Source organism: Streptomyces sp. NPDC059994 (assembly GCF_042737755.1).
Taxonomy (GTDB): Bacteria; Actinomycetota; Actinomycetes; order Streptomycetales; family Streptomycetaceae; genus Streptomyces.
Window position 1 is genome coordinate 1 of sequence record NZ_JBHWUR010000041.1, and the last position, 22,592, is coordinate 22,592.

At 66.8% G+C, this 22,592-nt stretch carries 12 protein-coding genes and 2 pseudogenes; 8 read left to right on the forward strand and 6 right to left on the reverse strand.

Features of this window, described 5'->3' with window-relative positions; genetic code table 11:
* Positions 1-38 precede the first annotated feature (38 nt).
* Genes ACFWA7_RS21080 through ngcE form a run of 3 tightly spaced genes read right to left on the reverse strand, consistent with a single transcriptional unit; the run spans position 39 to position 3,386 of the window.
* Positions 39-953, reverse strand: coding sequence for a carbohydrate ABC transporter permease (locus ACFWA7_RS21080; protein ID WP_385539278.1), 915 nt, complete (start codon positions 951-953; stop codon positions 39-41).
* Positions 950-1,876, reverse strand: coding sequence for a carbohydrate ABC transporter permease (locus ACFWA7_RS21085; RefSeq protein WP_385539279.1), 927 nt, complete (start codon positions 1,874-1,876; stop codon positions 950-952). The genes ACFWA7_RS21080 and ACFWA7_RS21085 overlap by 4 nt, the downstream gene beginning before the upstream one ends.
* A gap of 58 nt (positions 1,877-1,934) precedes the next feature.
* A complete protein-coding gene (gene ngcE / locus ACFWA7_RS21090) occupies positions 1,935-3,386 on the reverse strand; it encodes an N-acetylglucosamine/diacetylchitobiose ABC transporter substrate-binding protein (protein WP_385539281.1) in 1,452 nt (483 codons plus the stop codon).
* 528 nt (positions 3,387-3,914) lie between these two features.
* Between ngcE and ACFWA7_RS21095 the strand changes: the two genes are divergently transcribed.
* The 5 genes from ACFWA7_RS21095 (at position 3,915) to ACFWA7_RS21115 (ending at position 12,427) form a co-directional block, all read left to right on the forward strand.
* Entirely contained in the window at positions 3,915-7,766 is a 3,852-nt protein-coding gene (locus ACFWA7_RS21095; protein WP_385539282.1) for a GH92 family glycosyl hydrolase, read from the forward strand.
* Positions 7,767-7,915: 149 nt separating this feature from the next.
* Complete coding sequence (locus tag ACFWA7_RS21100; protein ID WP_385539284.1) at positions 7,916-8,920, forward strand: FG-GAP repeat domain-containing protein; 1,005 nt, start codon at positions 7,916-7,918, stop codon at positions 8,918-8,920.
* Positions 8,921-9,149: 229 nt separating this feature from the next.
* On the forward strand, positions 9,150-10,112 hold the full coding sequence (locus tag ACFWA7_RS21105) for an FG-GAP repeat domain-containing protein (protein ID WP_385539286.1): 963 nt from the start codon (positions 9,150-9,152) through the stop codon (positions 10,110-10,112).
* A gap of 239 nt (positions 10,113-10,351) precedes the next feature.
* Positions 10,352-11,287: an FG-GAP repeat domain-containing protein gene (locus tag ACFWA7_RS21110; protein ID WP_385824530.1), complete on the forward strand. Its 936-nt coding sequence runs from the start codon at positions 10,352-10,354 to the stop codon at positions 11,285-11,287.
* A 216-nt stretch (positions 11,288-11,503) separates the two neighbouring features.
* The gene (locus ACFWA7_RS21115; protein ID WP_385824532.1) at positions 11,504-12,427 is read left to right on the forward strand and encodes an FG-GAP-like repeat-containing protein; all 924 of its coding nucleotides are present in this window, start codon (positions 11,504-11,506) and stop codon (positions 12,425-12,427) included.
* 93 nt (positions 12,428-12,520) lie between these two features.
* On the opposite strand, the gene ACFWA7_RS21120 is transcribed toward ACFWA7_RS21115, so the two are convergent.
* Together ACFWA7_RS21120 and ACFWA7_RS21125 are read right to left on the reverse strand one after the other, a co-directional pair.
* Complete coding sequence (locus tag ACFWA7_RS21120; protein ID WP_385824534.1) at positions 12,521-14,119, reverse strand: FG-GAP-like repeat-containing protein; 1,599 nt, start codon at positions 14,117-14,119, stop codon at positions 12,521-12,523.
* Between the two features lie 109 nt (positions 14,120-14,228).
* Complete coding sequence (locus ACFWA7_RS21125) at positions 14,229-14,744, reverse strand: hypothetical protein (protein ID WP_385539294.1); 516 nt, start codon at positions 14,742-14,744, stop codon at positions 14,229-14,231.
* Positions 14,745-15,160: 416 nt separating this feature from the next.
* Between ACFWA7_RS21125 and ACFWA7_RS21130 the strand changes: the two are divergent.
* The 3 genes and pseudogenes from ACFWA7_RS21130 to ACFWA7_RS21140 form a co-directional block, all read left to right on the forward strand.
* A pseudogene (locus ACFWA7_RS21130) lies at positions 15,161-17,437 on the forward strand (ALF repeat-containing protein); the annotation flags it as partial.
* A 933-nt stretch (positions 17,438-18,370) separates the two neighbouring features.
* Positions 18,371-19,126: pseudogene (locus ACFWA7_RS21135) on the forward strand (polymorphic toxin-type HINT domain-containing protein); the annotation flags it as partial.
* A 216-nt stretch (positions 19,127-19,342) separates the two neighbouring features.
* Positions 19,343-19,654: a hypothetical protein gene (locus tag ACFWA7_RS21140; RefSeq protein ID WP_385539295.1), complete on the forward strand. Its 312-nt coding sequence runs from the start codon at positions 19,343-19,345 to the stop codon at positions 19,652-19,654.
* Positions 19,655-19,733: 79 nt separating this feature from the next.
* On the opposite strand, the gene acnA is transcribed toward ACFWA7_RS21140, so the two are convergent.
* Entirely contained in the window at positions 19,734-22,463 is a 2,730-nt protein-coding gene (gene acnA / locus ACFWA7_RS21145; protein ID WP_385539297.1) for an aconitate hydratase AcnA, read from the reverse strand.
* Positions 22,464-22,592 lie beyond the last annotated feature (129 nt).

Here is a 22,592-nt window from a genome sequence, read left to right on the forward strand (position 1 = left end):
GGGGCGGTCCCGTGGTGGATACGGAGCGTGATGTACCGCTATTTGAGCGCTCCCGCGGTGAGTCCCGCGACGACCTGGCGCTGGAAGACGATGTACGCGGCGAGCACCGGCAGCATCGCCATCACCAGGCCCGCCATGAGGCCGGACCAGTCGCCCTTGTACCCCTGACTGGTCGCGAGCTCGACCAGGCCCTGGGAGAGCACCCGCTTGTCCGGGTCCGTGTTGAGGACCGTCGGCAGCATGTACTGGTTCCACTGCCCCAGGAAGTTGAAGATGCCCACGCTGATCAGACCCGGACGGGCCATCGGCAGCATCACCTGGAAGAACGTACGGGTGTGGGAGGCGCCGTCGATCATCGCCGCCTCGGCGACCGAGGTGGGGAGCGTCCGGAAGAACGAGGTGAGGAAGAAGACCGTGAACGGCAGCGAGTACGCGATGTAGACCAGGATCAGGCCGTGGGTCGTGTTCAGCAGGCTCAGGTTGTTCATCACGTAGAACAGCGGCACCAGGGCCAGCATGATCGGGAAGCTCATCCCGCCGATGAACAGGTAGTAGATGAACCGGTTCCCGGGGAAGTCGAAGCGCGCCAGTACGTACGCGGCCATCGAGCCGAGCAGCAGCGTGCCGATGAGTGAGCCGCCCACCACCAGGATGGTGTTGACGAAGTAGTCGCTCATATGGGCCTGGGTCCAGGCCCGCGACCAGTTGTCGAAGTGCAGCTTGTCAGGGAGCGCCCAGGGAGTGGACAGGATCGAGTTGTCGTCCTTGAAGGACGCCATCACCGCCCAGAGCAGCGGGATGACGACCATGAACGCCCAGAGGACGAGCACGCCGTGCGAGAAGACGTTGAGGACGACGCCCTCGCTCTTCTTCTCCTTCTTCGCGGGCGCCGCCTGCTTGGCCACGGGCGGGCGCTCCTCGGCGAGGTCGGCGGGTGAGGTGTCAGTGGTCATGAGAACTCCAGCCGCTCGCGCCGGCCCAGTCGCATCACGACCGCCGCGAACAGCAGCGTGACGACGAGCAGCGCGACACCGATCGTGGTCGCGTATCCGGCCTGACCGTCGCGGAACGCCGACTGATAGACGTAGAGCGGCAGGACCGTGGTCGAGTAGTCGGGGCCGCCCGGGCCCACCGTCATGATCTGCACGGAGGCGAACGCCTCGGCGCCGAGGGCGAGGATGCCCATGTAGACCCAGCCGGACTGCACGGTGTCCCAGAGCAGCGGCAGCGTGATCCTGAAGAACGTGGTGAAGCGGCTGGCCCCGTCGAGCAGCGCCGCCTCGTAGAAGTCCCTGGGGATCGACGCCATCCCGGCCGAGAACAGGACGACGAAGAATCCGACCGTGGACCAGACGAGCACGGCCATCACGCAGTACAGCGCCAGATCCGGGTCGCCGAGCCAGTTCGGCTGGACGCTTCCGAGACCGACCCCCTTGAGCGCGGAGTTGATCACGCCGTTGTTGGGGTTGTACGCGAACTGGAAGAGCAGGGCGACGATCGCGATCGAGAGCACCTGCGGAAAGAAGTACGCGATTTTGTAGAAGCCGGAGCCGCGCACTCCGGTAATGGCGGCGCCCTTTCGGCGCCGCCCCCCGACATTGAGCATGAAGGCGAAGAACAGCGCGAGACCCAGCGTCACCAGCGGAAGCAGCAGGACGAACAGCAGACTGTGCTGCAACGACTTCCAGAAGATGTCGTCGTCGAACATCCGCTTGTAGTTGTCGAAGCCGACCATCTTGAAGTCCGGGCTCAGACCGGTCCAGTCCGTGAACGAGTAGTAGATGGACTGGATGAACGGCCAGATGACGAAGAGTGAGTACAACGCCAGTGGGAGTACCAGAAATCCCACGATGAACCGGTACTTGCCGTGTTGCATGGTTACCGACCCCGATCTTCTAGCGGGTGCCGCCGCTGGTGACGCTTGACCACTGCCGCTACTTCTTGTGCTTGTAGTGCTTGATGTTCTGGTCCTGGGCGGCCTTGTCGGCGTAACCCTGGATCTTCTTGATGGTTTCGGCCGGGGTGGCGCGGCCGGCCATCATCTCACCGAGACCGGCGACACCGATCTGCTCCTTCTGGAGCTTTACGTACCAGTCCTGGAGCCGCGGGTTGACGACGTTGGTGCCGGCCTTCTTCAGCGCGTCGACACCGGACTGCAGGGCCGTCGACAGGGACAGGCCGTCGGTGCCGCCGTTGAAGGCGGAGAGCGACTTCACCTGGGTGGTGAAGTTCTTCGAGGAGGCCTCGCTGAGCATGATGCGCAGCTGCTCCATGCCGCCGGTCGGGTTCTTCGCCTTGGCCGGGACGATGAACGGTTCGCCGCCGGACGCCCAGATGGTGCCGAACGGCATCTTGTCGCTGCCGTCCAGGCTGGAGGGCGCGCCCACCATCATCTTGAAGTCCTTGGGCGTGGTGGGAGCGGCCTCGTTCTCCACCCAGGAGCCGTTCGGGATGAACAGCGCCTGCCCCTTGGTCCAGGCGGTCTGCGACTGGATATGGGTCATGCCCGGGGTGCCCTGGAGGATGTAGCCCTTCTTGTAGAGCTCGTAGTACGCCTCGAACGCGGCCTTGACCGCCGGGTGCTCCCAGGCCTTCGGCTCCAGGTTGTCGATGGAGTCGAGGACCTCCTTGCCGCCGATCTTGGCGATGAAGGGGTAGAGCGAGAACGGCAGGTAGTACGGGTACTTGCCCGGGTACGTCCAGCCCGCGATGCCCTGCTTCTTGGCCTTCTCGCACAGGGCGAGCATCTCGTCCCAGGTCTCCGGGTACTTCGCGTCGAGCTTGTCGAGCGCGGTCTGCGAGTACCAGACGCCGTAGACCGTGTACGCGTAGTAGAAGACCCACACCGGGTCGCCGTCGAACTGGCCCATCTCGACGATGCCGGGCCGCAGCGTGTCGCGGACCTTCTTGCCCGGGTCGTCGATGGACGGCGCGTCCAGGAGCGGGGTCAGATCGGTGAGCTGGCTCTTTCCGACCAGCACGCCCATGTCCATCTGCTCGGCGCCCGAGTTGTCGATCAGGTCCGGCGGGGTGCCGCCGTTGAACTTGGGCTGGAGCTCCGACTGGATCTTCTGGGTCTTGTGGAAACTGATCTTCGCCTTCGGGAACGCCTTCTCATAGACGGCGTTCGCGTCGGTGGCGTACTTGGTGCCGAAACCGCCGTCGAAGATGACGACGTCGAGGGGGGCCGACTCATTCACCGCGAGCGGGTTCTTGTCGGACTTGGTGCCCTTCTCGACCTTCTTGTCGCTGCCGCTGTCGCCGCTCGCGCAGGCGGACAGGAAGCCCATCGCCGGAACGGTGATCAGACCGAGCGCCGCGGACCGCTTGATCAGATCGCGACGGCCCAGGCCCTCATTGCTGTCGTGGGCGGAGGTGGATCCCATGCTCAAGTCCTCGCCTTCTCCAGGACTCAGGCGGTGTACCGGTCGCCCGTACCAAATCGCCTGCAGGCGAAGGGCCCCGCCACCGCGGTCAGTTGTGCTGAAGCTTGGGTAGTGCAGGGTACGCAGCGGATACGCCGGATTTGCGGAGGATGACGTGCCGTTGCTTCCCCGACGTCCCCCGGCCCCCGAGCCCGCCGGTCTCCCGGCGGAGCGGACGCCGACAGGTATAGTCCACTTTCCGTCAACTGAGCAAGATCGAAAGCATGGTTGGACGGCATCCTTTCCCGAGTTGAGACCTCTTGGATATCTGATGGCGGAGCGCGGTGGGCCGGACCCCCGCGACACTCTCGCGGCGCGCCGGAACGCCCAGGCCATTCGCCCTCAACACCCTTGACACCACCTACGACTTGCCTTCCTACTGGATCCTGCATTTTCTCTCTGACAACGTTGTCCAGATCGTATGACCGGTGCGCACGGGCCTCGGCCGGGCGTGGCCGTGTCATGCGCCCGCCAATGGAAAGGCCCCCCATGCTGCCCAGATCCCGGCTCCGACAAGGGCCGGCGGCCGCCCTCGCGGCGGCCTCCTTCCTGCTTGTGGTGACGGCCCAGTGGGCCGCGTCGGCCCAGGTGGCCTCGGCACAACCCGCCTCCGGCGGCCAGGCGTTCCGCACCTCGTTCGAAACCGGCCAGCCGCAGCCGGACTGGCGCAATACCGTGGATACGGGCCCGGACGGCAAGAAACGCGCCTCGGGCGTCGACGGCGGATTCACCAGCGGCATACCGGGCAGTGTCACCGACAAGGTGACGGCGGTACGGGCGAGCGCCGAGAACGACGGCTCGGGCGAGGTGAAGGAGAACCTCGTCGACGGCCAGCCGGGCACCAAATGGCTCGCTTTCCAGCCGACCGCCTGGCTGGAATTCGATCTCGACAGCCCGGTCAAGGTCGTCACCTACGCGCTGACCTCGGCCAATGACGCGGCGCCCCGCGACCCCAAGGACTGGACGCTGAAGGGCTCGGCGGACGGCAGCACCTGGACGACGCTGGACACCCGTTCGGGTGAAACGTTCCCCTCGCGCTTCCAGACCAGGACGTACGACTTCGCGGGCGCCACGGCGTACGCGCACTACCGTCTGGAGATCACCCGCAACGGCGGAGCCGACATCACCCAGCTGGCCGATGTGCAGTTCTCGAACGGGGACACCAGCACCCCGGTTCCGGAGGACATGCGGACGCTGCCGGACCGCGGGCCCGGCGGTTCACCCACCGCCAAGGCCAACGCGGGATTCACCGGAAAGAGGGCCCTTCGTTACGCCGGTACGCACAAGGCGGACGGGCGGGCCTACTCGTACAACAAGATCTTCGACGTGGACACCCGCATCGGCCGGGACACCGTGCTCGGCTACAAGATCTTCCCTTCGATGCCGGAGACCGACCTCGGCTACCCCGCCACGAACGTGTCGGTCGACCTCGCCTTCACCGACGGCACCTATCTGAGTGATCTCAAAGCCGTCGACTCGCACGGCGGGGCGCTCACCCCGCAGGGCCAGGGCGCGGCGAAGACGCTCTACGTCAACCAGTGGAACCAGGTGTCCTCGCGCATCGGGGCGGTGGCCGCGGGCAAGACTGCCGACCGGATCCTGGTGGCGTACGACTCGCCCAAGGGCCCGGCGAAGTTCCAGGGCTGGATCGACGACCTCGCGCTCGCCCCGAAGAAGCCGGAGAAGCCCCTGGCCCACCTCGCCGACTACGCGCTCACCACCCGGGGAACCAACTCCAGCGGCTCCTTCTCGCGCGGCAACACCTTCCCGGCGACGGCCGTCCCCAACGGGTTCAACTTCTGGACCCCGGTGACCAACGCGGGCTCGCAGGACTGGCTGTACGACTACGCGCGGCGCAACAACGCGGACAACCTGCCCACCCTCCAGGCCTTCTCCGCCAGCCACGAGCCGAGCCCCTGGATGGGCGACCGGCAGACCTTCCAGCTGATGCCGTCGACGGCCGCCGGCACCCCGGACGCCTCGCGCACCGCGCGCGCGGTGCCGTTCCGGCACGAGAACGAGACCGCCAAGCCGTACTACTACGGCGTCACCTTCGAGAACGGCCTCAAGGCCGAGATGGCGCCCACCGACCACGCCGCGACCATGCGGTTCACCTATCCCGGTGACGACGCGAGCGTGCTCCTCGACAACGTCAACAACAACGGCGGCCTCACCCTGGACCCGGCGGCCTCCTCCTTCACCGGCTACTCCGACGTCAAGAGCGGCCTCTCACAGGGCGCCACCCGGCTCTTCGTGTACGGCGTCTTCGACGCGCCGGCCACCGCGGGCGGCAAGCTGCCCGGGGGCGGCGGCGCGGACGTCACCGGCTATCTGCGCCTGAAGCCCGGCAAGGACCGCACGGTCACCCTGCGGCTGGCCACTTCACTCATCAGCGTGGACCAGGCGAAGGCGAACCTCGCCGCCGAGATCCCGGCGGGCACCTCCTTCGAGCGCGTACGGGACCGGGCGCGCCAGGCGTGGGACCGGATCCTGGGCCGGGTCGAGGTCGAGGGCGCGAGCCACGACCAGCTGACGACCCTCTACTCCTCGCTGTACCGGCTCTACCTCTACCCGAACTCCGGCTTCGAGAAGGCCGGTTCCAAGAACCAGTACGCCAGCCCCTTCACCCCGGGGACCGGCCAGGACACTCCGACGCACACCGGCGCGAAGATCGTCGACGGCAAGGTGTACGTCAACAACGGCTTCTGGGACACCTACCGGACGACGTGGCCCGCGTACTCGCTGCTCACCCCGGCGCGGGCCGGCGAGATGGTCGACGGGTTCGTCCAGCAGTACAAGGACGGCGGCTGGATCTCGCGGTGGTCCTCGCCCGGCTACGCGGACCTGATGACCGGGACCAGCTCGGACGTGGCGTTCGCCGACGCGTATGTGAAGGGCGTGAAGTTCGACGGCGAGGCCGCCTACGAGGCCGCGCTGAAGAACGCGACCGTCGCCCCGCCGGCCGCGGGGGTCGGCCGCAAGGGCATGGACACCTCGCCCTTCCTCGGCTACACCCCGACCTCCACGCACGAGGGCCTGTCCTGGTCGCTTGAGGGCTACCTCAACGACTACGGCCTGGCGAAGATGGGCGAGGCGCTCTACAAGAAGACCGGCAAGTCCCGCTACAAGGAGGAGTCGGCGTACTTCCTCGGCCGCGCCCGGAACTACGTGAAGCTCTTCGACCCGAAGGCGGCGAGCGCCGGGGCCGGTGCGCCCGGCTTCTTCCAGGGCCGCGACGCCAAGGGCGACCGGCGGGTGCCGAGCGACACGTACGACCCGCGGGTCTGGGGGTACGACTACACCGAGACCAACGGCTGGGGCTACGCGTTCACCGCCCCGCAGGACTCGCGCGGTCTCGCCAACCTCTACGGCGGGCGCGCCGGTCTGGCGAAGAAGCTCGACGCGTTCTTCGCGACCCCGGAGACGGCCTCACCCGACTTCGCCGGTTCGTACGGCAGCGTCATCCACGAGATGACCGAGGCGCGTGACGTCCGGATGGGCATGTACGGCCACTCCAACCAGGTCGGCCACCACGTGACGTACATGTACGACGCGGCCGGGCAGCCCTGGAAGACGCAGGAGAAGGTCCGCGAGGTCATGAACCGCCTCTACACGGGCAGCGAGATCGGCCAGGGCTACCACGGCGACGAGGACAACGGCGAGCAGTCGGCCTGGTACCTGTTCTCCGCTCTCGGGTTCTATCCGCTGGTCATGGGCAGCGGCGAGTACGCCATCGGCTCGCCCCAGTTCACCAAGACGACGGTGCACCTGGAGAACGGCCGCGACCTCGTGGTCAAGGCGCCGAAGAACAGCTCCCGCAACCTCTACGTCCAGTCGCTCAAGGTGAACGGCAAGGCCTGGAACTCCACCGCGCTCCCCCACTCCCTGCTGGCCCGGGGCGGCACGCTGGACTTCGCGATGGGGCCGCGTCCGTCGGCCTGGGGCACGGGCGAGAAGGCGGCGCCGGTGTCGATCACGCACGACGACAAGGTGCCCACGCCGCCGGCCGACGCGATCTCGGGCAGTGGCCCGCTGTTCGACGACACCTCGGCGACGGCGGGCACGTTCGACTCCGTCGAGCTGCCGGTGGCGTCGGCCACGCGCGCGGTGCAGTACACCCTGACGTCCTCGGACCGCGCGAAGGCCCCCAAGGGGTGGGCCCTCCAAGGGTCTTCGGACGGGACGAAGTGGGTCGATCTGGACAAGCGGTCCGGTGAGTCGTTCGCCTGGGACAAGCAGACCCGGGTGTTCGGCGTGGCCAGGCCCGGCTCGTACGGGCACTACCGGCTGGTGCCGACGGGCGGACCGGCGACGCTGGCGGAGATCGAGCTGCTGCGCTGACGGCCCCAGCGGGCGTGCGGTCGTATCGAGTTGGCCGCTTTTACCTCAAGCCGATTGACATGTAAAGGAGTCATGGCAAGATTCCGGTGAAACCCGTGGCGCGTCTCGTCTGCTGAGGCGCGCCACGTCGCATCTGAGCCTCATGGATCATGGAGAACTACGTGGCCAAGAATCTGGCCAAGGATTCCGGGACCTCCGGAACTTCCGAGCCCTCTGGGACGTCTGGGACTTCCGGCAGCAAGCGGAGCCGGATAGCCGCCCGGATCGGCGCCGCCGTGGCCGCCGCCGCCCTCGTCGGCACCGGTGCGACCGCGGTCGCCGCGGTCAGTCCGCCGAAGCCGTTCACCGCCGCCACCCCGGCGCCGTCGGCGCCGTCGCTCGCCCGGTCCGGCGCGATGACCTCGGCGCCCAGCCCCGAGGCCCCCCAGTTCGACCTGTTCGCCGCGGACCGCGCCAACACGCTCTACGGCTACATCCGCGACGGCGGCGGCGCCCTCAGCCCGCGCGCCAAGATCGACACGGGCTGGGACGCCATCAAGTGGACGACCCAGGTAGACCACGACGCCGACGGGTACGCCGACGGCTGGTGGGAGTGGGACAAGAACGGCACGATGTACTACGCCGCGGACGACGCCACCGAGCCGTGGACCGTGGGCGGCGGCTGGAACACGTACAACCTGCTGGTCTCCCCCGGCAACCTGGGCGGCGCCGCGGCCGGCGACCTGCTCGCCCGTGACACCACCGGCGCCCTGTACGTGTACCTGGGCTACGGCACCGGCAAGCTGGCGACCCGCTACAAGGTCGGCGGCGGCTGGAACGCGTACAACCAGATCGCGGGCAACGGCGACCTGACCGGCGACGGCAAGGCCGACATCGTCGCCCGCGACGCCTCGGGCACGCTGTGGCTCTACAAGGGAACGGGCAACTACAAGGCCCCGTTCGAGGGCCGCACCAAGATCGGCGGCGGCTGGAACACGTACAACGCCCTGTTCTCGATGGGTGACCTGGACCTGGACGGCACGACCGACCTCGTCGCGCGCGGCAACGACGGCTCCCTGTGGCGCTACTCGGGCACGGGCAACGCGGCGGCGCCGTTCGCCGGGCGCAAGAACATCGGGACGAGCGGCTGGAACACGTACCGCCTGTTCTTCTGATCTGTTCCGAGCGTGACCTGCGGATACGAACGGGCCGCACTCCCGGGAACGGGGGTGCGGCCCTTTCCGTTGCCCCCACGTCCGCCCTTTGTCGCTGTTCCGCACTCAAACAGGTTGACAGGTAAAGGAGTTGTGTAAGGATCTCGATGATCGCGTGACGTGTCCCGGCGCACGGTTCACAGGCGTGCCCGGCGCCGCGTCATGGCTCATCGACTCTATGGAGAGATACGTGGCCAAGACTTCTGGCCGTACGCGTGGGCGGAGAGCCGCCGTCCGTCTCGCTGCCGTGGCGGCTGCCGCCGCCCTCGTCGGCACCGGCGCCTCGGCGTTCGCGGCCGACAACCCGACTCCGTCCGCCAAGGCGTCGGTGAAGGCCGCCGCCGCCAAGGCCGCCGCGCACGCCGCGGCGAAGGGCGCCAAGCACGGCGTCACGAAGGCGGACGACCCCAACGGCGCCTACCCGGTCTTCCCGCTGATCGGCGTGGACCGCTCCGGCAACAGCTACGCCTATCTGCCGGACTACGAGGGCGGCTTCTCGGACCGGATGCAGCTCGACGAGGGCCAGGGCGGCCTCAAGAACGGCGCCCAGGTCGACAACGACGCCGACGGCGTCGCGGACGGCATCTGGAAGTGGGACACCAAGGGCACGATGACGTACGAGCCGTACGTCGAGCTGGAGAACACCACGGTCGGCGGCGGCTGGAACATCTACAACACGCTGCTCTCCCCGGGCAACCTGGGCGGCGCGGGCGCCGGCGACCTCCTGGGCCGCGACTCCTCGGGCACGCTGTGGCTGTACCTGGGGTACGGCGACGGCAAGCTGACCTCGCGCTACAAGGTCGGCGGCGGCTGGGGCCAGTACACGGCGCTCGCGGGCAACGGCGACCTCACGGGTGACGGCAAGGCCGACATCGTGGCGCGCGGCGGCGACGGCACGCTGTGGCTCTACAAGGGCACAGGCGACTACAAGGCGCCGTTCGAGGGCCGGGTCAAGATCGGCGGCGGCTGGAACATCTTCAACGCCCTCGTCTCCTCGGGCGACGTGGACCTCGACGGCACCACCGACCTGCTCGGGCGCGACGCCGCGGGCGCGCTGTGGCTGTACAAGGGCACGGGCAGCGCGGCGGCGCCGTACAAGCCGCGCGTCAAGATAGGCAACGGCGGCTGGAACACGTACCGGCTGCTGTTCTGACGTCCGCTCTGTAGGGCAGATAACAGGAGGGCCGCATTCCCTTAGGGACAATGCGGCCCTTTTGGGCGTTTTTGGGATACGGCACATGAACAAGGGGCGAGAAATAGCTGTTGTCTTGATCCCCTTTGTCGCGAAGCGGGTTGACAGGTAAAGGAGTCGTGAAACGATTCCGCTGAACTCGTGACGCGACTCGACACCCGAGCCGCACCACGTCTCAATCACGACCAATGGAGACATACGTGGCCAAGATCTCTGGCCGTAAGCGTGGACGGATAGCTTCCCGTCTCGCTGCCGCGGCGGTTACCGCCGCCCTCGTCGGCACGGGCGCCTCCGCGTTCGCCGCCGACAACCCCTCGGCGAAGCCGTTCAAGGCTCCGGCGGCCAAGCCGGCCAAGGGCGCGCTGGCCAAGGCGCAGGCGTCCAATGTGGGCGACGCTCCGGTGTTCGGCCTCAACGCCGTCGACAAGGCCGGCGACCTGTACTACTACGCGCCGGACGGCAACGGCGGCCTTGAGTCCCGGCAGAAGTACGACTCGGGCTGGAACGGTCTCAAGTGGGTCGGCCAGGTCGACCAGAACGCCGACAACCTCACGGACGGCGCCTGGGAGGCCGACTACAACGGCAACCTGTCCTACGCCGCGGCCGACGGCTCCCAGCCGTGGAAGGTCGGGGGTGGCTGGAACACGTACAACGCCCTGCTCTCCCCGGGCAACCTGGGCGGCGCCGGTGCCGGTGACCTCCTGGGCCGCGACTCGTCCGGCACGCTGTACCTGTACCTGTACCTGGGCTACGGCGACGGCAAGATGACGTCCCGCTACACCGTGGGCGGCGGCTGGGGTCAGTACACCCAGCTCGCGGGCAACGGCGACCTGACCGGTGACGGCAAGGCCGACATCGTGGCGCGCGGCGGCGACGGCACGCTGTGGCTCTACAAGGGCACCGGCAACTACAAGGCGCCCTTCGAGGGCCGCACGAAGATCGGTGGTGGGTGGAACACCTACAACACCATCTTCGCCGCGGGCGACATCGACCTCGACGGCAAGGCCGACCTCATCGGCCGCGACGCTGCGGGCGCGCTGTACCTGTACAAGGGCACCGGCAACGCCGCGGACCCGTTCCAGGGCCGTGCGAAGATCGGCACGAGCGGCTGGAACACGTACCGGCTGTTCTTCTGATCGACCGTCGGGTCCCTGACCTGAGGTGACGGAGGGCCGTACCGCTTCGGCGGTGCGGCCCTTCGGCGTCTGCGGGCACGCCGCCAACCGGCCGTAGCGATTCCCGCACAAACCTGTTTGGAAGATGTGAGAAAGCCGTGAAACGATCTCGTTGATCCTGTGGCGGGCCGCACTTCGTGAGGCGCGCCATGTCTCAACAACTCCATGGAGAAATACGTGGCCAAGACTTCTGGCCGTACGCGCGGCCGCATAGCCTCGCGCCTCGCCGCCGCGGCGATCACCGCGGCGCTCGTCGCGACGGGGGCTTCCGCCGTCGCGGCGGAGAACCCCGCCAAGTCGGCCGGCTCCGCCGCCGCGACGGTCAAGGCTCCCGCCTCGCTGCGCTCCGGCGCGGCCTCCGCGGCTCCTTCGCAGTTCGGCCTGTACGGCATCGCGCCCGACGGCGTCCAGTACGGCTACGGCCTGGACGGCAAAGGCGGCCTCGGTGACCGTAAGCGACTCGGGCAGGGCTTCACGACCGACCGGGACGTCGTCCAGGTCGACAACGACGGCAACGGCGGCGGCTCGACCGGCATCTGGTTCCGGGGCGCCGACGGCAACCTGGGCTACCTGAACTGGGGCCAGTCGCCCCAGCTCGTGGGCGGCGGTTGGAACACCTACAACCACATCTGGTCGGTGGGCAACCTCGGCGGTGCGGCCGCAGGCGACCTCCTCGCCCGCGACGGCAGCGGCAACCTGTACATCTACCTCAACTACGGCAACGGCTCGCTGACGTCCCGCTACAAGGTCGGCGGCGGCTGGGGCCAGTACAACCAGATCGCCGGCAACGGCGACCTGACCGGCGACGGCAAGGCCGACATCGTCGCCCGCGACGGCTCCGGCAACCTGTGGCTCTACAAGGGAACGGGCAACTACAAGGCCCCGTTCGAGGGCCGCACCAAGATCGGTGGTGGGTGGAACACCTACAACACCCTCGTCTCCACCGGCGACGTCGACTACGACGGCAAGACCGACCTCATCGCCCGCGGCAACGACGGCAGCCTGTGGCGGTACTCCGGCAACGGCAACGCCCGGGACCCGTTCGAGTCCCGCGTGAAGATCGGCAACGGCGGCTGGAACACGTACCGCCTGCTGTTCTGACCTTTTCGGACCTCTCTGAGTCCGGGGTATACGAATGGGCCGCACTCTTGATGGAGTGCGGCCCACTCGTTTCGCCTCAGAGGAGCGAAGAGGTCAAGAGGCCTGCCGCCACAACGAGACCCCGTCCACGAAGGCGGACTTGCCGGTCCCCTTGTAGAGCTTCAGCGCCTGCGACCCGGTCCACAGTGCCACCAGGTCGGACTTCCCATCCCCATCGACGTCTCCGCCCAGGAGGGCGTTCGTACTGCCCCACGACGTGTCGGGCCACAGGGAAACACCGTCGTCGAACAGTCCCTGAGCGTTGCCATGGTATCCCCGCAGTCCGCCGTCGCTGGCGATGGCGGCGACGTCGTCGCGTCCGTCGCCGTTGAAGTCGCCCGTGGCGATCTGCTTCGTCGGCTTCCACGTGCTGTCACGCCACATCTGACGCCTCTGCCCGCTGAGAACACCATCGGAGTTCGTGGTGTACGAGTACAGCGAGCCGTCGCCCGACACACCGATCAGTCCATCACGAGTCGAGCCGTTCGCCTTGTAGCGGGCAACGTGGAGCACGCCCTTCCACGAGGTGTCCGGCCACATCTGCTTCCCGTCGGAAAGACCGCCATCCGGCCTGCCAAGGTAGAGCTTCAATGCCCCGTCACCGGCGACAGCCGCGATGTCGGACAGGCCATCGCCGTTGTAGTCGCCAGCGACAATGCGCTTGATCGACCCCCAACTGAAGTCCCACCGCCACAGCGGGCGCCCGTACTCCAGGTTGCCGTTCGCGTTGGCATAGAACACGTTGAGCGAACCGTCGTCGAACACCACCGCTGCGTCCGTACGGCCGTCACGGTTGAAGTCCCCAGTCGTCGTCAAAGTGCTGAGGGTCGGAAGCTTGGGGCGCTGGCGGGTCTTCTGGACCCAATCGTTCATGTCGTCGACCCGGGTCTCAAGGGCCCCGGTGCGGGTCTCGCTCTCACCGAGGCAACCACCCTGCCAAGAGCGGCTGTTGATCCCCACCAACTCGACCTTGCCGTCCTTCTCACGGAAGGCCGGTGCACCGGCGTCACCCTTGCAGAGACTGGCCTCGGTTCCGCTCTCCTTGTCCATGGTGAAGGTCGTGCCGTCGGTGGAGCCCACCGTGAAGGAACCGGCGTGAGCGCTCTCGGGCACCCACTCGTCCTTCGTCCGGCCGAAGCCGATCACTCGCAGCGACTCGCCGTCCACCGGGGCTGCGGTAGCGAGCCGGATGGGGGCGGCGCCCTCGCCGTGGCGGAGCGCCGGCTCAAACCCGGTGTACTTGCCACCCCCGTTGATGATTCCCGTGTACATCCTGGCCATCACCAGGTCACGTCCCTTGGCGGGAACCAGCTCGGCAACCGTTCCCTCGACGTTGAGGATCGGCCGGGGACTGCCGCCCTCCTGGGTCACCCTGGCTTTCATCTTCGGTGCGCCGGCAGGGATATCGAACCCTTGCTGCGGATTGTCCGCAAAGCAACTCGCCGCAGTGAGCACCCACTGCGGATCCACCAAAGCGCCGGAGCACGTGCGCTGACCGTCACCGATGTGAATCTTGACAGCGAAGGAGTACGCACCGCCATCGACGGGACTCCCAACCACTGCCTCAGCATGCGGGCTCATAATTGTTCCGGCAACAACAACGGCAGCACACAAGCCGGTGACCCCAGCCCAGCGCGAACGTCTGTCAGTCATCTTCGTCTTTCTCGTCGAAACGCTCAACCCTGCGGCCTACAACTATCCGTAGGCTCCGGACGAACTCAGCCTTCCTGTGCCCGGCGACCGGGCGCAGGATTCCGCCATTTCAGCCAGTCGCCCGGAGCTCAAGAAGGGCTGTCGGTCGAGAACCCGTCCCCTCACCAACAGTCTTGAAGTGACCGGGCTCCACATCGACGGTCTGATGCGTCTTGCCACCATCGGCCGTCAGGTCGGCGGTGACGGGATGATCCTTCGTCTCCACAGCCCAGACCTCGGGGATCTTCATGGCCAGGTAGCCGCTCTTGCCGATGACATGGAAGCAGACATCCTTGCTGTCATTGTTCCGCGTCCACACCTTGATCTGCTGCGGTGAACCGTCACAGGAATCAGCGAGCACGATGTGGCCATCCCCCTTGATCAGCGTGATCTTCCTGTCCGCCTCGATCCCGGCCGCGCCGGGGTACATGAAGTCCTCAACCCCCGTAGGGGGAAGATCGCTTGTGCTGACTGTCACAGCAGGCGCGGTTGAGGAGTCGGCCGAGGCCAGGGCAGGAATACCAATAACCGACCCCAGCGCAATGGCACTTCCGGCCATAATTACCTTACGAATAAGAGAAGTCACCGACATCCTTCCGGGCATGGGTGACTTCAAGCCGCGTCCCCCACGCACAACTATTCACGTTAATCCCCGAGCCCCAATATCCGGCGCCCAGCACAGGGCGTCAACGTGACGTGATTCACAGGCACTTCACAAGGTCGCACTCACGGCAATTACCGGAGGATTCCACTCCGTCCGGCACGATGCAGTCTCCCCAGGCATTCAAGCCAACCTTGCCCTCCATTCCGCCAAGGAGTAAGGCTCGGCGAAGGCGATGCGAAGACGACAGCTAAGCTCTCGAAGCCGAAATTCGGCAGCTGGCCATGCCAGAAACCGAGGTGAGTGTCACTTTGAAACGAAGAGCGGGCTGGAAGGACGCGACGCGAGGGGAACCGAGCGTGCTACGCGCGCTGGGCCTATGCCTGTTGTCCACACTTTTGATGGCGGGCGTCCTGGGATCCGAATCAGCCAAAGCGGCGGAATCGGTAGCAGCTGAGACAGTCCCCGGGGCCATCACTCCCACAGCTCGAGGACAGGTCCTGGAGCTGTGGAAGACCGGCGGGACCGGAATGAAGGCCGCGGCGGAAGCCGCACTGCTCGGTAGTGACTCCGAGGTCAATCACTTCCTTGAACAAGTCAAGGACAAAGAAGAGTTCGCTGACAACCGCGTCGCAGCAGGCCAACTCATCAACGTCGGCGGACGGGGGGTTCAGGAAGCAGCTCTCAAGGCCCTCGGGGGCACTCCCGAGGAGCTCAAGGCCTTCCTGAAGGATGGCTGGAAGGCACCCCTTGAGCAGGACCAGCGAGTCCGGGTGGCCCAGGCCATCAACTCGGGGAGCCGCGGGGTCCAAGAGGCCGGTCGCAAAGCACTCAATGGCACGCCGGAGGACGTCAACGCCTTCCTGGAACAAGGTCAGTACTCCCAGCGCGATCAGGATGACCGGGTCGAGCTGGCCCAGATCCTCAGCACCGGCGGCCCCAATGTGGTGGCCGCGGGCCGCATCGCGCTGAACGGAACGCCGGAAGACATCAGGGAGTTCCTCCAGGCCGGCCAGTACGTGGCGCGGTCACGGGACCAGGAGTACGCCACGGTGGCGCAACTCGCGGCCCAGGCCCGCGAGGCAGGCCGTCAGGCCGCAGCGGAGACCGAGGCCGCCAAGGACGCGTCGGCACGTGCTGTCACCGCTTCGAAGCAGGCCAAGAAGGACGCCGAGAAGGCAGCGGCCGAGACGGCACTCGCCAAGAACGACGCCGACACAGCAGCTGCGAAGGCCAAGGAGGCGGCCACGGCCGCCAATCAGGCCGCGACCGCTGCGCAGCAGGCGATCGACGCGGCCCGCGCCGCCAACAACTCGGCTCGCACAGCGGCCAACGCTGCTTCCCAAGCCGCAGCTGCCGCCGCAGGCGCCGCCCAGGCAGCGTCCAGAGCTCAGAGCGCGGCCGCTGCCGCCGCCTTGGACAAGGGCAAGGCATCGGCAGCACGGCAGGCAGCCGAGGGGGCGCGGACCGCCGCCAAGGGTGCTCATCTGGCAGCGGACGCAGCCAACCAAGCCAGCGTCGCTGCCACCGCGGCGGGAGACGCCGCAGTCGCAGCCCTGAGTGCCGGTGGCAACGCCAACGATGCCGCCACGGCCGCTGAAGAGGCCAGCAGCTACGTCGACCAGGCAGACGGCCGCGCCGCCGAGGCCCGCGAGGCCGCAGCCGCAGCTCGCAGGCATGCCAGGGAAGCGAACCGCGCGGCTCTCGCAGCCGAGTCACTGGCGCGGAAGGCGGCAACCGCTGCAGGCGAATCGCGGGATGCGGCCAATTCCGCCGCCGGCCACGCGGAGAAAGCGGCTGAGGCTGCCGACAACGCGGCCACTCATGCCGGTGAGGCCGATACCGCCGCGACCCAGTCCGAAGCCCGCGCCAAAGCCGCCACGGAAGCTGCAGACGCAGCGAGCAACGCTGCCGCCAAGGCTCAGGCCACCCATGACCTGGCTCGCCAGGTCGAAGCAGAAGCCCTCACCACCCGTACGAACGAGAGCATCGCGCGTGCCCAGGACCTGACGGCCAAGGACGAGTTCGATCAGAAGAACAAGGCCAAGGCAGCCCAGCAGAGCAGGGACCTCCAAGCCGAGGCCGACCGTCTGGCCGCCGAGGTGTCCCAGCCCGGGTCAGACCCCGCCTCGGTCGACGCCAAGGGCCGCAAGCTCGCCCTGCTGACACTGAAGACAGGTCCGCCATGGAGCCAGGCCGCCGCTGAGTCGGCGCTCGCCGGCACGAGCCAGGCAGTCGCCGACTACGTGCGCACCGGCCGGCTGGAAGCCACCCGGCAAGACGACCGCGACCGTGTCGAAGAGCTGGCCGTGGAAAGCCCCCTCAGCTCGGTACGCACCGCCGCGGAGGCAGCCCTCAAGGGAGACGCTGCACAGATCACCGCGTTCCTGGCGAATGGTCAGTACGAGGTATCCGCCCCGGACCTACGTGTCCACATCGCCCAGATCATCGACAAGGGCGGCCGCGGAGTGGCCGAGGCAGGGCGAGCCGCACTCGACTCGGCGAGTCTCGATAAATACCGCGAGTTCATCAGCACCGCCCAGTACACGGCCCAGACCGAGGACGAACGCGTCCGCACTGCCCAGCTGTTCGACAGCGGAGGCCCTCAGGTCAAGGCGGAGGCCCGGATCGCCTTGGAGGGACCGGCTCGACAACTGCACGCTTTCGTCCAGGTCGGGCAGTACAAGGCCCAGCAGCAGGACCTTCTCGCCGCGACCCACGTCTCGCAGGTCCAGCAGCTCATCGCCGAAGCGTCCAAGGTGGCCGCCACGGCTCAGCAGAACGCCGCCGAAGCGCGCTATGCCGCGTTCTTCGCACGCAAGGCATCCACTGAAGCAGACAAGGCAGCCAAGGAGGCCGCGGCAAAGAAACGCGAGGCCGATGACTACGCTGACCGCGCCGCCAAGTCCGCCCTGGCGGCGGAAGCCTCGGCGACCCAGGCAGCAGCCTCCGCGAAGACTGCCCGCAATGCCGCCAACAACGCCCAAGACGCCGCCAACGAGGCGGCTGCTTCGGCCGACCAGGCACAGTTGTCGGCGGCATCGGCACACTTCTCCGCTTCGACGGCGTGGGCCGCTGCCGATGACGCCCGGGCCTCTGCGACCGCTGCGGGCAAGGACGCCGACGCTGCGGCCAAGGCGGCCAAAGACGCCTTCAACACGGCCGTGACCAAAATGCGGGCCGAAGAGGAAGCGCGGAGGAAGGCCGCGCAGGATCCGGGAGCTGACGCCCGGGAGCAGTACCGGTGCGGATTCGTCGGCTGCCAGGAAGCACGCGACAACCCCGGCCGCTGGTGCCAGCACAACGAAATAGCCTGCGAGATCCTTTCCATGGCACCGGCCTTCGAGGCTGCCATGAACAAGCTGTATGGATACGCGAACTACGCGTTGCACATGAGCTCGATGGTGAGCTGCGCGGACTACGATCTTTGGGCCTGCGGGGACTTGGCACAACAACTCGCGTTCAAGAACAAACTGATGTTCGTTGCCAAGCTTTTGCGCACAGTCGACGACGCCGAAGGCCAGTCGCACGACGAGGTCGGCCCGAACTGCACCAATTGCTTCCTGGCCAGCACCAAGGTGCTGATGGCAGACCGTTCCACGAAGAGCATCGAGGATATCCGTGAAGGAGATGAAGTCCTCGCCACCGCACCCCTCACAGGTACAACGACCCAGCGCAGAGTCACCCGATTGATCATCAGTGAATCCGACAAGAGATTCAACGAACTCACGCTGGCGACACCTGGGGGGCTACAGAAGCTCTCCGCCACGTACGAGCACCCTTTCTGGAGCTCAACGGCTCACCGCTGGCTGAAAGCAAGCGCGCTTACGCCTGGCACGTTTCTGCTAAGCCCTGACCGGAGCACTGTCCGCGTCCAGTCGAATCGGAGCTACATCAGGCATGCACGCACATACAACTTCACCGTGGACGGCCTCCACACGTATTACGTGTTGGCAGGAAAGACGCCCATTCTCGTCCATAATGCGGAGTGTGGGCCAGAATTCAACTCGGCACGGTCCGCGCTCAACCACTGGTTGAAGCACGCTTTTGGTGTCGACCTCAACAGAAATGGAAAATTCAAGTTCCCCAAGCCGGGGGAACGCCCACCCAGGCCGGATATGGATGAGTTCAACGGGAACACCGGGTTCAATGACTACAAAAAGGCGGCGAGCAAATTCCTCTCCGGACCACCAAGGTCCGGTGATTACGTCACGGACGGCGGTAGCCTCTTCCGATTCGACCCAAAAACGGGATACTTCGGCATCAGGAACAACAGTGGAACGATTTCAACGTTCTTTCGTCCCGATTATGGGCCTGCATACTGGCGAGAGCAGATGAAGACGACTCCAGGAAAGCTCATCCCGTAGCCTGGGCGACTTACCTCACGGTCGTCTAGTATCAGACCTGGCGGGTGGGGGCCATTGAGATCATCAAGGCACCCACCCGGCAGCCTAGGAAGTGAGATTGCACTGAGCCTCAGCCGACAGTTCTTGGACAGGTACGTAGAGATCCAGCTCGAATACGAGAGGACCAGGGTCCATCAAGCCGCAGTGGATCTGGGTTTGTGGCGAAGGTTCGTCGCGATGTGCGAGAGCGGCTACGACGATTCCCTGTACGAGTACTTCTACGACTTGCAGGTCAGGGACGCCCTGGAGATCGCACTGAACGACCGGGAACTCCGTCGGCTCGATGGGTACGACCTGTTCCACGAAAAGGTGTCCGTCGTTGACGACGACTTCCGCCGGATCGCCACCCTGCCCCTCCCGGTCAAGGACCCGACCGGCAGCGACTGGTGGCACCTGATCATTCCGGACCGGGGGCGCCTCGAATTCGTGGTCAACCTGCGGGAAGAATTCGGCGTGACCGTCACGGTCGTGCCCGAGGACGACGACTAGACCTGCCGGAGGAACCGGAAGGGGCCGCCCCCCGTCTGCGGAGTGCGGCCCCTTCCGGCTGTCAGCCGAAGCCCGATCCCTAGTTACGGATCAGGTTCCGCAGCACGTACTGCATGATCCCGCCGTTGCGGTAGTAGTCCGCCTCGCCGGGGGTGTCGATGCGGACCACCGCGTCGAACTCCACGCCCGTGTCCGTGGTGACCTTCACCGTGCGCGGGGTCGTGCCGTCGTTCAGCTCGGTGACGCCCGTGATGGAGAAGGTCTCCTCGCCCGTCAGACCGAGGGAGGAGGCCGTGGCGCCCTCCGGGAACTGGAGCGGGAGGACGCCCATGCCGATGAGGTTCGAGCGGTGGATGCGCTCGTACGACTCGGCGACGACGGCCTTGACGCCGAGCAGCGCCGTGCCCTTGGCGGCCCAGTCGCGGGACGAGCCCGAGCCGTACTCCTTGCCCGCCAGGATGACCAGCGGGATGCCGGCGGCCTGGTAGTTCTGGGAGGCGTCGTAGATGAAGGAGACCGGGGCGCCCTCGACCGTGAAGTCGCGGGTGAAGCCGCCCTCCGTGCCCTCCGCGATCTGGTTGCGCAGGCGGATGTTGGCGAACGTGCCGCGGATCATGACCTCGTGGTTGCCTCGGCGCGAGCCGTAGGAGTTGAAGTCACGGCGGTTGACGCCGTGCTCCGTGAGGTACTTGCCGGCCGGGGTGTCGGCCTTGATCGCACCGGCCGGGGAGATGTGGTCGGTGGTGACCGAGTCGCCCAGCTTGGCAAGGACGCGCGCGCCGGAGATGTCGGTGACCGGGGTCGTCTCCATCTGCATGCCCTCGAAGTAAGGGGGCTTGCGGACGTAGGTGGACTGCGGGTCCCACTCGAAGGTGTTGCCCGTCGGGATCGGCAGCGCCTGCCACTGCGCGTCACCCGCGAAGACGTCCTGGTAGGACTTGTTGAACATGTCCTCGCCGATGGCGTTGGCCACGACGTCGTTGACCTCGGCCTCGGTCGGCCAGATGTCCTTGAGGAAGACCGGGTTGCCGTCGGTGTCCGTGCCGATGGCCTCGGTGGTGATGTCGACCTTCATCGAGCCCGCGATGGCGTACGCGACGACCAGCGGCGGGGACGCCAGGTAGTTCATCTTGACGTCGGGGTTGATCCGGCCCTCGAAGTTGCGGTTGCCGGAGAGCACCGAGGTGACCGCGAGGTCGTGCTCGTTGATCGCCTTCGAGATCTCCTCGTCCAGCGGACCGGAGTTGCCGATGCAGGTGGTGCAGCCGTACCCGACGAGGTTGAAGCCCATCTTGTCCAGGTACGGGGTCAGACCGGCCTTGTCGAAGTAGTCCGTGACGACCTTCGAGCCCGGGGCGAGCGTGGTCTTGACCCACGGCTTGCGGGACAGGCCCTTCTCGACCGCCTTCTTCGCGACGAGGGCCGCGGCCACCATCACGTACGGGTTCGAGGTGTTGGTGCAGGAGGTGATCGCGGCGACGGTGACGGCGCCGTGGTCGATCTCGTACGTCGAGCCGTCGGCGGCGGTGACCAGCGTCGGGCGGGTCGGGACGCCGTTGGCGGAGGCCGGGGCGTCGGAGGCCGGGAAGGACTCCTTGCCGGCCTCGTCGTCGTCCTCGACGTAGTTGCGCACGTCCAGGGCGAACTGCTGGGAGGCGTTGGCGAGGACGATGCGGTCCTGCGGGCGCTTCGGGCCGGCGATGGAGGGGACGACCGTGGAGAGGTCGAGCTCCAGCTTCTCGGAGAAGTCGGGCTCGGCGGCCGGGTCGAGCCAGAGGCCCTGCTCCTTGGCGTACGCCTCGACGAGCGCGACCTGCTGGGCGTCGCGGCCGGTCAGGCGCAGGTACTTCAGGGTCTCGTCGTCGATCGGGAAGATCGCGGCGGTGGAGCCGAACTCCGGCGACATGTTGCCGATGGTGGCGCGGTTGGCCAGCGAGGTGGCGGCGACGCCCTCGCCGTAGAACTCGACGAACTTGCCGACGACGCCGTGCTTGCGCAGCATCTCGGTGATCGTGAGGACCAGGTCGGTGGCGGTGGTGCCCGGGTTCAGCTCACCGGTCAGCTTGAAGCCGACGACGCGCGGGATGAGCATCGAGACCGGCTGGCCGAGCATCGCGGCCTCGGCCTCGATGCCGCCGACGCCCCAGCCCAGCACACCGAGGCCGTTGACCATGGTGGTGTGCGAGTCGGTGCCGACCAGGGTGTCGGGGTACGCCTGACCGCCACGGACCATGACCGTGCGGGCCAGGTGCTCGATGTTGACCTGGTGGACGATGCCGGTGCCCGGCGGGACGACCTTGAACTCGTCGAACGCGGTCTGGCCCCAGCGCAGGAACTGGTAGCGCTCCTTGTTGCGGCCGTACTCCAGCTCGACGTTCTGCGCGAAGGAGTCCTTCGTGCCGAACTTGTCCGCGATCACGGAGTGGTCGATGACCAGCTCGGCCGGGGCCAGCGGGTTGATCTTCGCCGGGTCGCCGCCGAGCTCCTTGACGGCCTCACGCATGGTGGCGAGGTCGACGACACAGGGCACGCCGGTGAAGTCCTGCATGATCACGCGGGCCGGCGTGAACTGGATCTCCTGGCTGGGCTGCGCCTGGGAGTCCCAGCCGCCGAGCGCCCGGATGTGGTCGGCGGTGATGTTCGCGCCGTCCTCGGTACGGAGCAGGTTCTCCAGCAGGACCTTCAGGCTGTAGGGGAGGCGCGCGGAGCCCTCGACCTTGTCCAGCTTGAAGATCTCGTACGACTCGTCGCCCACCTGCAGCGTGCTGCGGGCGTCGAAGCTGTTCGCCGACACGACAGTCTCCTTCATATATGTGCGCGTTCCACCGCATCCTGCCGCCACGCTGGATAGCCAATCCGCTAAGGTAAGGCTAAGTTAGGTCACCCTTACCGCCACAGTGGTGGTGACGTGCGGCCGCGGTGCGCCTCGGCAGATATC

Excerpts from the sequence above, each read along its gene's own strand:
- ACFWA7_RS21080 (WP_385539278.1), bottom strand. The coding sequence starts at position 953 with ATGACCACTGACACCTCACCCGCCGACCTCGCCGAGGAGCGCCCGCCC.
- ACFWA7_RS21085 (WP_385539279.1), bottom strand. The coding sequence starts at position 1,876 with ATGCAACACGGCAAGTACCGGTTCATCGTGGGATTTCTGGTACTCCCA.
- ngcE (WP_385539281.1), bottom strand. The coding sequence starts at position 3,386 with ATGGGATCCACCTCCGCCCACGACAGCAATGAGGGCCTGGGCCGTCGC.
- ACFWA7_RS21095 (WP_385539282.1), top strand. The coding sequence starts at position 3,915 with ATGCTGCCCAGATCCCGGCTCCGACAAGGGCCGGCGGCCGCCCTCGCG.
- ACFWA7_RS21100 (WP_385539284.1), top strand. The coding sequence starts at position 7,916 with ATGGAGAACTACGTGGCCAAGAATCTGGCCAAGGATTCCGGGACCTCC.
- ACFWA7_RS21120 (WP_385824534.1), bottom strand. The coding sequence starts at position 14,119 with ATGACTGACAGACGTTCGCGCTGGGCTGGGGTCACCGGCTTGTGTGCT.
- ACFWA7_RS21140 (WP_385539295.1), top strand. The coding sequence starts at position 19,343 with ATGTGCGAGAGCGGCTACGACGATTCCCTGTACGAGTACTTCTACGAC.
- acnA (WP_385539297.1), bottom strand. The coding sequence starts at position 22,463 with ATGAAGGAGACTGTCGTGTCGGCGAACAGCTTCGACGCCCGCAGCACG.